Raw genomic sequence first — 12,659 nt, forward strand, 5'->3', positions numbered from 1 at the left:
CGTCACCCTATATTTCTCGACGCCGCGTGCATTGCGTGTTCGGAAAGGAGTACGCCATGGGCCAGCACTCCTTATCTTCCTTACGAATGTCGTAATATTCAGATTTATAGATATTCTTTTGACGATTTAGATATTTTCTGAGCGCAGTTTTCAAACGCGCGGTGGAGCTAGTAGAAAATGTCAGATCTGCGTCATCAGAGGATCGAGCGACCCCGTAAAGCCGCTATGCCGGAAGAAAATAGACTACGAAGCTATATAGATCGTAGTTTTTTCGGAGTACCACAACCGCATGAGGGACGATGCGCAAGCCAAAGAACCCAACCGGAGGGTTGAACACGCGATGAATAGACTCAGATCTGACATTTTCTACTAGGAGGGCAGCGCGGGCCGTCCACCATGCCCCCAAACCGACGCCCCGCGCGCCGTACCCTCAGTGACCCGCTGTCAAAATGGCCGTCCCCTCTTGTAGGTGACCTTGCAAACGATAGATCTACCAGCGTGAACGCGATCTGAAATCGCCGATCAATTCTTCTCGCTCGCGGGATCACGCCCAAAGTTCCCGCCCGAGGGCGCATAATAGATATGATTCACGCGGCCCCTCATACCTGCGATTCGCCGTTGCGAGGCGGGGCCGCGTCGTTGCTGTGGAGGCGCGGTGTGCCATGGGCCACCGCCGAAGAAGGGGAGGTGTTCGAATGGCAGTGCAGGAAAAGACTGCGCGCGCATCGCTCGATGACCGCCTTGAGGCGCATGGCTTCACCCGCCGTGATTTCCTCAAGTATTGCGGGAGCCTTGCCGTGATGCTCGGTCTTTCCCAGGCCGCAGCGCCCCAGATCGCCGAGGCGCTCGTGACCGGTGCCGAGTCGGGCAAGCTGCTACCGGTCATCTGGATGGAAGGCGGCTCATGCTCGGGGTGCACGGAGGCCCTGGCTCAGACCAACACGCCCGACATCCCGGAGCTCGTGCTCGAGACGATCTCGCTCAACTACAGCGAGACCCTCTCCGCTGCGGTGGGCTTCTCGATGGAGCAGGCCCGTAAGGACACCATCGAGGCGGGGGGTTATGTCCTCGTCTACGAGGGCGCCGTCCCCACGGCATTCGATGGCAACGTGCTCCTCGTCGGCGGCGAGAAGGGCATCGACTCCCTCGCCGAGACCGCCGAGCACGCCGACGCGGTCATCGCGCTCGGTTCCTGCGCGTGCGACGGCGGCTGGATGGCCTCCCGTCCCAACGACGCGCACGCCATGGGCGTCCAGAAGTACCTCGCCGACCGCGGTATCGTGACGCCGGTCGTGAACATCCCGTGCTGCCCCGCGAACCCCGAGTGGCTCGTGGCCGTCATCGTCGAGTACGCCCTCATGGGGCGCCTGCCCGAGCTGAACTCCAAGAACGAGCCGGTGCAGATGTTCAACCAGACGGTGCACGACAACTGCCCGCGCCGCGGTCATTTCGAGAATGGCGAGTTCGTCTACCGTTTCGGCAGCGCTGAGGAGGCCAAGGGCTACTGCCTCTACCCGCTCGGCTGCCGCGGACCGCAGACCTTCACCAACTGCCCCATCACCCGGTGGAACCGCTCAATATCCTGGTGTGTGGAAGCCGGTGCCCCCTGCATCGGCTGTGGCGCCATCAACCCGCTGCACCCGCAGCGCAACTGGGTCGATGAGAGCACGCCCTTCCTCAAGCGCCACCGCAACATCTCGCTCGGCGACTTCCACTTCCAGCCCCCGGTGGCGGCCCTCGCGCTCACTGGCCGCGTGGTGGCCGCCCTCGGGGTGCATGGCGTGGGGATGAAGGTCGCCGGCCGCGTGGACGGCGGCGCCGACTTCGAGCCCGAGCGCCGATGGGACGTCAAGCACGGTGACGAGGCCGCCCATGAGGCGGGTCGCCGCGCCGCGAAGCTGTACGAGGAGCTTGACGCCCGGGGCATCGAGCCCAAGAACGACCACCGTTTCCGCAAGATGCGCGAGGCCAAGCGAGCCCGTCAGCAGGAGGCCGACGCCCGCGCGGCGGCGGCGCGGAAGACGGACGACCCATCCGGGAAGGGAGGGGATGAGTGATGGCGCGCTCCACCGTTGATCCCATCACCCGCATCGAGGGCCACCTCTCCATCGAGATGGAGGTCGAGGACGGCAAGGTCGTTCAGGCATGGTCCTCGGGCAACCTGTACCGCGGCCTCGAGAATGCGCTCACCGGCCGCACGCCCTACGATGCGGCGCTCATCTCCGAGCGCATCTGCGGCGTGTGCCCCGTCTCGCACGTGCACACGTCCTGCCTAGCCGCCGAGGACGCCTACGGCATCAAGGCCCCTGAGGGCGCGCGCCTCGTGCGGAACCTCGCGGAGGGCGGGCAGATCCTGCACTCCACGATCCTGTGGTTCTACAACCTCGCGGGACTGGATTACATCAACCCGCTGAACGCCGTCAACGCCAACGCGGCTGACGCCTATGACGTCTGCAAAACCTACGGCACCTCGGGTACGGATTTCGAGGCCCTGCTCACGCGCCTCAAGGCGTTCGCGGAGAACGGGCAGCTCTCCATCTTCTCCGGCAACTGGTTTGACGTGCTGGACACGGATGGCTCCTCGGCCTTCCACCTCACGCCCGCCGAGGACCTGGTGGGGACCGCCCACTACTTCGAGGGCATCGAGAACCAGGCCAAGGCCTCGCAGATCTGCGCCCTCATCGGCGGCAAGATGCCGCATATCATGACGTCCATCCCCGGCGGCACCTCGTTCGTGCCCACGCCCGAGAAGCTCGATGAGATCATCTACCGGATCACCGAGCTCAAACAGTGGATCCACGGGACCATGATTCCCGATCTGTACATGATCGTGGCCAAATACCCCAACCTCGTCGGCATGGGCAAGGGCGACGGGCACTTCGTGTCCTTCGGCGTGCTCGACGCCGAGAGCCGGGAGATGAACGACCGCTACCTGCCCGCCGGTATCGTGACCCTCGATGCGGACGGCACGCTCCATATCGACAACGTGGACGCCGACCTCATCACCGAGGACGTCACGCACGCCTACTACCAGAACCACGCGCCGCTGAACCCGCAGGACGGCGTCACCGTGGCGCAGTGGCCAAAAGAGGGCAAGGACTTCAACAACAAGTACACCTGGTGCAAGGCGCCGCGCTACGACGGCAAGCCCCTCCAGGCCGGCGGCATCTCGCGCATGCTCGCCGGGTACGCGCGCGGGGTGGAGCCCATCGTCAGGCTCATCGACGACGCCCTGGAGAAGACCGGCCTCGCCCTCACCGACCTCGACTGCGTGGCCGGGCGCCTCTTGACTCGCGTACTCGAGGCAGCCTACGTGGTGGACAAGATGGAGGACGACTTCAACGAGCTCGTCGCCCTGATGAAGGACGGCAAGGCTGAGTATTACACGCCGGCCGCCACCACGACGGGCAAGGGCCTCGGCCTCTGGGAGGCGCCGCGCGGCGCGCTGCTGCATACCGAGACGGTTGAGACCGATGTGATCACCCATTACCAGGAGATCATCCCATCCACCTGGAACCTGTCGCCCATCGACGGCGACGACCAGCCCGGACCGCTCGAGTCCATGCTGCTGAACACGGACGTCACCGATATCGAGAAGCCGCTCGACGCCGTGCGCATCGTGCACAGCGTCGACCCGTGCACGGCTTGTGCCTGCCATGTGAGCGAGCCCAAGACCGGCAAGACCTTCAGCGTGGTCACGTCTCCGTGGGGGGTGGAGTAGATGGCGCATATGGCTCACTACCGCGAGGCGCATCCGCTGCCGTTCGTGGTGACGCACTGGGTCAACCTGATCGCGATGATCTTCTTGATCTGCACGGGGTTCTACATCCACTACCCGCTCTTCGGCGGCGTGATGTCCATCGCCCGCGGCCTGCACATCTTCTTCGGCATCGTTTTGATCTTGAACTGCCTGGTCCGTGTGATCCTCGCGTTCTTCATCAAGAGCGCCCCGGCCCCGGGCACGCGCGAGACGGTGCTCGACGTCAAGACCTGGCTGCCGCAGTGCGACAACCGCCATCAGCTGTGGGCGTGGATCAGCTACTACCTGTTCCTTAGGCGCGAGCACCCCATCGCGGCGAAGCTCGGTGTGCCGCAGAAGATCGTGTACCTGCTGATCCCCGTGCTGATCCTCTTCACGGGGTACACCGGGTTCTGCCTGTGGGGGACCACGGCGGGGATGCCGATCTTCGCTGCCGGTCTCGACTTCCTCGGCGGCCCGATGAAGGTGCGCATCCTGCACTACTTCATGATGTGGGTCTTCCTGGGCTTCATGTGCATCCACGTGTACCTATCGCTGATCGAGGGCGTGAGCCCGGCCAAGCTCATCTTCTTCTGGAAGGAGACGCCCGGCCTGGTGTACGACCCCGAGACGATGAACATCGTGGGCTTCGATGGCATGGGTGAGGAGCCCGACTGCGGGGAGACGTTCAAGGAGGAACGAGGGGAATAGGCGCTCGCGCGGCTGCTTGCTGTTGATTGCGGGCCCTGCGATCTCTGATCGCCCGCGGAGGTCATAGCATCGATCTTTCTGGAGGTCCCGGTATCCGTATGGTGCCGGGGCCTCCGCTTTTATGTGGAGGTCGGCTTGAGCGTGCGCTTTCGAGATCGGTTGCGCTGTGGTCGCCCCGCTCCGTCCGGACGCGCCTTGGTCGTCCCCTGCCCCGACCGGGTACGCTGTGCCGACCCAGCCCCGATCGTGCACACCCCGCCCGTCCTGCTCCGCCCAGGTGCGCCGTGTTCGCCCCGCTTCGCGCGAAAATGCTTTGGAGTACGTTTTCCGATGCGTTCGTCTCACCCCGATCGGGTGCACCTCGCCTGTCCTACCCCGCCCCGCCTAGGTGCGCCGTGCCCGCCCCGACCAGGTGCACCTCGCTCGCTCTGTCTTGCGCGAAAATGGTTTCAAAATACGTTTCCGATGCGTTCTCTTCGCGTCTGTAGCACCCCGCGTATGAAAGCGGCTCCAAAGTATGTTTCAGGCAGCGTCTCTCGGGCATTTTGCCTGGACGTAGCCTCTAAAGTACGTTTTTCTCGCCAACACCCAGGCGTCCCTGCCTCACGCGTGGAGCACGTCTAGCGCCGCCGACGGCCGTCATCAGACCGCTGAGCCGTCTTCCCCGTGAGCGTTGTCGAACGTATGATATAAACTAGCATATAAATATTTATACGATCGTTTAATCTGCAGGTACAGAGCGACGATGAGCACATTGAGGAGCATGTAAGCATGGCGAAGGTGAGCGTCCGCGAGATCAGCCGGGTCACGGGGTTTTCCCCGGCCACCGTCTCAAATGCCCTGAACCGCAAACGCAGCGTCAGCGAGGAGACGGCGCGCATCATCCTCGAGACCGCGCGGTCCATGGGCTACCAGCAGCCGCAGCAGCTCGACACCATCCACTTCGTCGTCGCACGTAAGAACGGCAAAATCGTGGATGAGAGCACCTTCCATCCGGCGGTCATCGAGGGGGTGGAGCGCCAGGCCCGTCGCTTCGGCATGAGCACCTCGTTCGTATCCATTGACTTTTCAGACCTTGAGACGGCCCGTGAGGAGGTCGCGCAGCTGACCTCGGATCCCGCGGCGGCGATCGTGCTGCTTGGCACCGAGCTGGGGGAGGAGGACTACGAGTTGTTCGCCAATGCGGTGGCGCGGGTGATCGTCCTTGACGGATGGAGCGACCGCCTCGATTTCGACTCGGTGGTCATCTCAAATGCCGACGCCTCGCTTCGCGCGGTGAACTACCTCATCGATCAGGGGCATGAACGGATCTTCTACCTCGCGGGGGATTTCCGCATCCAGAATTTCAAGGCGCGCGAGCGCGGGTATCGGCAGGCATTGGGCGAGGCCGGCATCGTGGCTGCGGACACCTGGTGCGTGCGCCTGGGAACCACGCTCGAGACCGCGTACGAGGATATGGCCGCCTGGCTCGATCGCACGCCGCGCGCCGAGCTCCCAACGGCCTTCTTCGCCGACAACGACGTGCTCGCCGTCGGCTCGATGCGCGCTCTCACGGAGCACGGGCTCAAGGTGCCCGAGGATGTCTCGATCATCGGCTTCGACGACCTCTCCCTGGGTGCGTTCTCCAATCCGCCGCTCACGACCGTGCACGTGCTCAAGCACGAGGTGGGGGAGATCGCCGTGCGCCGCCTTGTTGGGAATATCCGCAATCCGAAGAGCTACACCTGCAAGACGCAGGTGAACACCTATTTTGTGGAGCGTGAGAGCGCGGTTGCGAGGTAGCGGGGCTGCCGCCTCGTGGGGTATAAGTGCGTTCATACAGGTCAAGAAGATGCTTACCGATTTTGATGCAGCTCAAAAAGATTGTTTCTGCTAACTTTGAGCGCTCGTGTGAAAACGCACGATCCGGAGCTGGCTGAGGTCCAGTGTGAGAGCACACGCGCGGAATCGACCGAGGGTCAACGCGAGGCGGCCTGAGAGCGAGGTTTTTCTGTTGCGGCGGGGCAGTGCGGCGGTGTTTTCGGCTGCTGCTCCAGCTCCGCCAGTCGTCTTCCTTGCACCCAAATGACGCCTGCTATCTGATATTCTATATTTCAAGATATTTAACAATAATATTTAAATATTTGAGTCAATTAGAAACGGGCGATTTCAAAACTTACAGAAGCGCGGCAGTGAATTCAGATTGGTCGAGTAGAGGCCGGATTTCGCAGCCGTTTCCGCAGGAAACACCCTGGCAAAAACGGGCCTACTCGCGGAATCGAAAATCACCGCCGCACTTCTGGAAGTTTTCAACATACGCGAATCGGAATCGGCGAGGGCCAGGTGGGCAAGCTGGGGCCTCGTTGTCTGAAGTACGTGTTACGGCTGCCCGAAATCGCCTGCACGGTAGAAGCAGGGAGCGTGCTTGCTTTGGAGGGGTGCCCGCCTTGTGCCCAAGGGTCGATTCACCTGGCTCCAGGCGTGGGCCGACGCGGCGGGGTGCCCGCCTTGTGCCCAAGGGTCGATTTCACGGTGATAACACCGGACACAGCGCGCACAGGTACCCGTCTTGTGTTCAAGGTCCGCAAGGTCCGGTTGCTGGCGTGAAGAACGTTCAGTCGTTCAAGGTTCGATTGCTGGCATGAAAAGCGCTCAGTCCGCCCGATGGAGCCCGCCTTGCGATTACGGGTCGGTTTCCCCCATCGCACAAAAGATAAACAAGTTCAATTACGTTTACAGACGATAATCTACCGTTTACGGCATCTTTTCCAAACAAACCCTAAACAATGATATAAACATTTAGTAAACATTGTCAGGCCCATGGAGCCATGGGGAAGGGGAGATATGGATACCGTCAAACTGGGTTTCGTGCCCACCCGGCGCAGCATCTTCAGTGCTCCGGACGCCATCAAGTACCGCAGACTCACCGTTGACCGCTTGCGCGAGCTCGGTGTCGACGTCGTTGACATCGACGACATCAACGACGAGGGCCTGCTCTTCGACGACGCCAACATCCAGCCGATTCTGGACAAGTTCCGCGCGGCTGAGGTGGACGGCATCATGCTCGCACACTGCAACTTCGGCACCGAGTACCTCTGCGCCCGACTCGCTCGCGAGCTCGGAAAACCCGTGCTCCTCTGGGGCCCACGCGACGAGCGCCCCGAGCCCGACGGCACCCGCCTGCGCGATTCGCAGTGCGGCCTCTTCGCCACGGGCAAGGTTCTGCGCCGCTTCCGCGTCCCCTTCACGTACATGACGAACTGCCGCATCACCGACCCTGAATTCGAGCGCGGCGTCTGGGACTTCCTCGCGGTGTGCAACGTCGTCCGCACGTTCAAACACACGCGCATCCTGCAGATGTCCACACGGCCCTTCGATTTCTGGTCGACGATGTGCAACGAAGGTGAGCTGCTCGAGCGGTTCAACATCCAGCTCGCGCCCATTCCGATGACCGAGCTCATCGAGGAGGTCCGGGCTGCCGAGCGCGATGAGCCCGCCCTCGCGGCGATGCTCGCCCACGTGCGCGAGAGCTTCGAGATCAAGATGCCCGAGGAGAAGGTGCCCACCGTGGCCGCCCTCGCCCTCGCGATGCAGCGCCTCGTCGATCGCTATGGCTGCAACGCCGGGGCCATCCAGTGCTGGAACGCGCTGCAGGCGGAGCTCGGCATCATGCCCTGCGCGGCCAACGCGATCCTGAACGAGATGGGCATCCCGATCGTGTGCGAGACGGACATCCACGGCGCCATCACGGCGCTCCTCGTGGAGGCGGCGGACCTGGGCCGGCACCGCGGCATGTTCGCCGATTGGACCGTGCGCCATCCCGATAATGAGAACGGCGAGCTCCTGCAGCACTGCGGCCCCTGGCCGTGCTCGGTCGCCTGCCAGAAACCGGTCCTCGGCTATCCGCTCGCGTTCGATCATCCCGGCTCCCTCACGGCCGAGGCGCGCCACGGCGAACTCACCCTCGCGCGCTTCGACGGCGACAACGGCGAGTACTCGATGCTGCTCGGCCGGGCCTGCGGCATCGACGGCCCCCGGGGCATGGGCACCTACCTGTGGGTTGAGGTTGAGAACCTCAAGCGCCTCGAGGCGAAGATCGTCGAGGGCCCCTACATCCACCACTGCGTGGCCATTCACGCCGACGTGGTCCCCGTCCTCTACGAGGCCTGCAAGTACCTCGGTATCCAGCCTGATCTCTACGATCCGATCGAGGAGGAGGTCAAGGCCTACCTGCGGGGCGAGTAACGGCGCACGGCAACGTCCCGCTCGATCGGCGGACGTCCGTTGATCGCCGGGCAGCCGCGTTCAGTTTGACCTGAGCTTGCACCCATCAAACTACGGTTCGATCAGAAGCAACCCGAAAGGAGCTACCGTGCAGACACTCGAGGACCTTGACCGGTTGCGGTGGGATCTCCGCCGCGACTGCGTCGACATCATCATGGCCGGGGGCGGCGGGCACATCGGTGGTGACATGAGCGTCATCGACGCGCTCATGGTGCTCTACGCGCGCCACCTCCGCATCTCGCCCGCAACGGCGAACGATCCCAATCGAGACCGGTTCGTCCTCTCCAAAGGGCACGCCATGGAAGCCTACTACGCGGTCCTCTGCCACGAGGGCTTCCTCGACCTCGCCGACGTGAAGGCCCGGTTCTCGAAGTTCGACAGCCCCTACATCGGCCATCCCAACAACAAGCTCCCGGGGATCGAGATGAACTCCGGTTCGCTTGGGCACGGGCTCCCGGTGGCCGTGGGCATGGCGCTCGCGGCGCGCATGGACGGACGTCCGACCCGGGTCTACACGATCATGGGCGACGGCGAGCTCGCTGAGGGATCCGTTTGGGAGGGCGCCATGAGCGGCGCGACCTACGGGCTGGACAACCTCTGCGCCCTCGTCGACCGCAACCGCCTGCAGATCTCGGGCTCGACGGAGGATGTCATCAGACAGGATGACCAGGAGGCGCGTTGGGCTGCCTTCGGGTGGAATGTCATCTCCATCCCCGGCAACGATATCCGCGCCGTCGACGAGGCCCTGGGCCTCGCCGCGCGCACCGCGGGCAAGCCCACCGCCATCATCCTGAACACCACCAAGGGATACGGCTCCCCGCTCATGGAGGACAAGGCCGGATGGCACCATCATCTGCCAAACCAGGAGGAGTACGAGCAGATCATCGCCGATTTCTCCGCGCGCAAGGAGGCCTGCCATGCCTAACACGATCGCGAACCGCGCCGTCATCTGCAAGTCACTGCTCGAGCGCGCGGCCACAGACGGGGACCTCGTCGTGCTCTGTTCCGATTCCCGTGGGTCGGCCTCCCTCACGCCGTTCTTCGAACAGTTCCCCGATCAGGCCGTCGAGGTGGGCATCGCCGAGCAGGATCTCGTGGGCATCGCCGCCGGCATGGCCGCCATGGGGAAGCGTCCCTTTGCAGCGAGCCCGGCGTGCTTCCTGACCACGCGCTCCTATGAGCAGTGCAAGGTCGACGTGGCCTATTCGAACACCAACGTGAAGCTCATCGGCATCTCGGGCGGCGTGAGCTACGGGGCGCTCGGCATGAGCCACCACTCGGCCCAGGACATCGCGGCCATGAGCGCCATCCCGAACATGCGCGTCTACCTGCCGAGCGACCGACATCAGACGGCGCGGCTGATGGCGCCCCTGCTTGACGACGACAAGCCCGCCTACATTCGCGTGGGGCGCAACCCGGTGGAGGACGTGTACGCCGAGGACGACTGCCCGTTTGAGATGGACCGCGCCACCTGGGTGCGCCGGGGCACGGATGTGGCGATTGTGGCGACGGGCGAGATGGTCCGGCCCGCGCGCGACGCCGCCGACCTTCTGGCCGCGCAGGGTATCTCGGCCACGGTGCTCGACATGTACTGCGTGAAGCCGCTCGATGCCGAGGCCGTCGTTGAGGCGGCCGCCGGTGCCCGTGCCGTGGTGACGGTCGAGGAACACGCGCCCTTCGGTGGTCTCGGGTCGCGTGTGGCCCAGGTGGTGGGGGAGCGCTGCCCCCGGCCGGTGAAGTGCTTGAGCCTGCCGGATGCGCCGGTGGTCACGGGCACCTCGACCGAGGTCTTCGCCCACTATGGACTCGACGCGGCGGGCATCGCCGCATCCGTTCGCAGCCTGCTGGGGTAGTTCTGGGCAGAGGGGCCTCGAGCACGGTCCGATGCTTCCAGAATGTGCCGGCTGCTGTTCTCGCGCCGTTCTCTATGATCAGCTCCAATCTGTCCGGAGGTCCGCTATGGCCCGCTACATCATCAGTATCGACCAGTCCACACAGGGCACCAAGGCGCTGCTCGTGGACGATGCTGGCCGCCTGGTCAACCGTGCGGACCGTTCGCATCGGCAGCTCGTGAACGAGGTGGGATGGGTGAGCCACGACCCGCGCGAGATCATGGAGAACGTGCTGGCGGTGGCCCGTGCGGTGGTTGAGGAGGCGGGGGTCGCGCCGGCGAGCGTCGCGGGCATTGGGATCTCGAACCAACGCGAGACCACCGTGGCCTGGGACGCGGAGACGGGCGAGCCAGTGTGCGACGCCGTGGTCTGGCAGTGCGCTCGTGCACAGGATGTCTGCGAGCGCGTGGCGTTGATACCGGGTGCCGCCGAGCTGGTGCGCGAGCGGACGGGCCTGGTGCTCTCGCCGTACTATCCAGCCGCCAAGATGGCGTGGATCCTGGAGAATGTTCCCACTGCCCGCGCGGCGGCCTCGCGCGGGACGCTTCGCTTCGGCACTGTGGACGCCTGGTTGACCTGGTGTCTGACCGGTGGTGCAGCCTTCCGCTGCGATTACTCGAACGCCAGCCGCACCCAGCTCTTCAGCCTGCGCGATCTTGCGTGGGACGCCGAGGCCTGCGCGCCCTTCGGCATCGACCCTGCCTGGTTGCCCGAGGTCACCGATTCTGATGCGGACTTCGGCAGCACCGATCTCGCCGGCTTCCTGCCCGCGCCCGTCCCCATCCACGGGGTGCTTGGCGACTCGCATGCGGCCCTCTTCGCTCAGGGCTGCTTCGAGCGGGGTATGGCCAAGGCGACGCTCGGCACGGGGTCATCGGTGATGATGAACGTGGGCAAGGCCTACGTCTCCAGCGGGCACGGGCTCTCGAGCTCGCTCGCCTGGCGCTTGGAGGGCTGCACCGAATATGTGCTCGAGGGCAATGTGACCTACGCCGGGGCGGTCAAGACCTGGCTCCGCGACGACCTGGGTCTCGTCGCAGGCCCCGAGGAGGTCACCGAGCTCGCCCTCGCGGCGAACCCTGAGAGCCGCGTCTACCTGGTGCCGGCGTTCACCGGCCTCGGGGCCCCGTACTGGGAGGCCGATGCTCAGGCGGCCGTGTTCGGCATGACGCGGGCCACCGGGCGCGCGGAGCTTGCGCGGGCGGCCGAGGAGGCAATCGCCTTCCAGGTGTTCGATATCATCGATGCGATGCGCGAAGACAGCGGAACGGCTCTCTCCGAGCTGCGCGTCGATGGCGGCCCCACGCGCGACGCCCTCCTGATGCAGTTCCTCAGCGACCTGATTGAAGCGCCGGTGCGCATCGCGCGCAACGATGAGATGAGCGGTCTGGGGGCCGCGTGGGTTTGCGGGATCGCGTTAGGTCTGTTCGGTCGCGAGGTGGTCGATGGCTGTGGGATACGCGGTGTGGCACGGCCAGCGATGCCGGCTGCAGAGCGCGCCGAGCGCATTGCCGGCTGGCGCCATGCGGTCGAGGCGGCGATCGCGTACGCGGGGTAGGGCGTCGTCCCGCGGGTTGGCCCGCGGAACGACGCCAACTAGAGCGTGGCCCGCGGGTTGCTCGTAGCGCCACCGCCAACATGCTCTTTCCCCTGGCCGACCGCCGCAGTTTTGCATTTCTTGGAGCTATGAATAGTCCGTCGGGACGCCTCCATCTACGCGCTACAAACACGCAGGCAGACGGCGTGCATTTTTCGGATTACCGGGGCGACATGTTCACAGCTCGAGGTCCGAGGCCCGAAATCTATGCATACCTCAAGAAAACGCAATAGAAGGCGGAGCGCTCTTCGGCGGTCATCGTGCGCGTGCGGAGCGTAGCGCGTGATGCTAGCCTCGCTTGCCGCGACGGGTGTGGTAGCGCGCGCGGAGCGTAGGGGGTTGCATCCCATCCGTGCTTCGCAAAGAAAACTAAAATTTGCAAAAGAATCTAAAACTTGCAAAGAAAACTAAAACTTGCAAAACTAACTAAAGAGGCGCGCGAAGGGACCGAGGAGGC

General features: G+C 64.0%; 8 protein-coding genes. All 8 read left to right on the forward strand.

What is annotated here, in order from left to right; genetic code table 11:
- Window positions 1-695: 695 nt before the first annotated feature.
- Window positions 696-2,057, forward strand: coding sequence for a hydrogenase small subunit (locus CAP13_RS06980; protein WP_085830897.1), 1,362 nt, complete (start codon window positions 696-698; stop codon window positions 2,055-2,057).
- Entirely contained in the window at window positions 2,057-3,721 is a 1,665-nt protein-coding gene (locus CAP13_RS06985; RefSeq protein WP_085830898.1) for a nickel-dependent hydrogenase large subunit, read from the forward strand. Before CAP13_RS06980 ends, CAP13_RS06985 begins: the two co-directional genes overlap by 1 nt.
- The gene (locus CAP13_RS06990) at window positions 3,722-4,450 is read left to right on the forward strand and encodes a cytochrome b/b6 domain-containing protein (RefSeq protein ID WP_085830899.1); all 729 of its coding nucleotides are present in this window, start codon (window positions 3,722-3,724) and stop codon (window positions 4,448-4,450) included. It begins immediately after the preceding gene.
- A gap of 771 nt (window positions 4,451-5,221) precedes the next feature.
- Window positions 5,222-6,232, forward strand: a complete 1,011-nt coding sequence (locus CAP13_RS06995; protein WP_085830900.1) for a LacI family DNA-binding transcriptional regulator — start codon at window positions 5,222-5,224, stop codon at window positions 6,230-6,232.
- 1,041 nt (window positions 6,233-7,273) lie between these two features.
- The gene (locus CAP13_RS07000; RefSeq protein WP_085830901.1) at window positions 7,274-8,674 is read left to right on the forward strand and encodes an L-fucose/L-arabinose isomerase family protein; all 1,401 of its coding nucleotides are present in this window, start codon (window positions 7,274-7,276) and stop codon (window positions 8,672-8,674) included.
- A 127-nt stretch (window positions 8,675-8,801) separates the two neighbouring features.
- Window positions 8,802-9,638, forward strand: coding sequence for a transketolase (locus CAP13_RS07005; protein ID WP_085830902.1), 837 nt, complete (start codon window positions 8,802-8,804; stop codon window positions 9,636-9,638).
- Window positions 9,631-10,566 carry a transketolase family protein gene (locus tag CAP13_RS07010; protein ID WP_085830903.1) on the forward strand — a complete coding sequence of 312 codons (936 nt, stop codon included), beginning with the start codon at window positions 9,631-9,633 and terminating at the stop codon, window positions 10,564-10,566. Before CAP13_RS07005 ends, CAP13_RS07010 begins: the two co-directional genes overlap by 8 nt.
- Before the next feature lie 106 nt (window positions 10,567-10,672).
- Window positions 10,673-12,163, forward strand: a complete 1,491-nt coding sequence (locus CAP13_RS07015) for an FGGY family carbohydrate kinase (protein ID WP_085830904.1) — start codon at window positions 10,673-10,675, stop codon at window positions 12,161-12,163.
- The last annotated feature ends 496 nt before the right edge of the window (window positions 12,164-12,659 follow it).

The organism is Collinsella vaginalis (assembly GCF_900176655.1).
Taxonomy (GTDB): domain Bacteria; phylum Actinomycetota; class Coriobacteriia; order Coriobacteriales; family Coriobacteriaceae; genus Collinsella; species Collinsella vaginalis.

What these genes read in the sequence shown, in the direction of transcription:
- CAP13_RS06980 (WP_085830897.1), top strand. Translation starts at nt 696, where the DNA reads ATGGCAGTGCAGGAAAAGACTGCGCGCGCATCGCTCGATGACCGCCTT.
- CAP13_RS06985 (WP_085830898.1), top strand. Translation starts at nt 2,057, where the DNA reads ATGGCGCGCTCCACCGTTGATCCCATCACCCGCATCGAGGGCCACCTC.
- CAP13_RS06990 (WP_085830899.1), top strand. Translation starts at nt 3,722, where the DNA reads ATGGCGCATATGGCTCACTACCGCGAGGCGCATCCGCTGCCGTTCGTG.
- CAP13_RS06995 (WP_085830900.1), top strand. Translation starts at nt 5,222, where the DNA reads ATGGCGAAGGTGAGCGTCCGCGAGATCAGCCGGGTCACGGGGTTTTCC.
- CAP13_RS07000 (WP_085830901.1), top strand. Translation starts at nt 7,274, where the DNA reads ATGGATACCGTCAAACTGGGTTTCGTGCCCACCCGGCGCAGCATCTTC.
- CAP13_RS07010 (WP_085830903.1), top strand. Translation starts at nt 9,631, where the DNA reads ATGCCTAACACGATCGCGAACCGCGCCGTCATCTGCAAGTCACTGCTC.
- CAP13_RS07015 (WP_085830904.1), top strand. Translation starts at nt 10,673, where the DNA reads ATGGCCCGCTACATCATCAGTATCGACCAGTCCACACAGGGCACCAAG.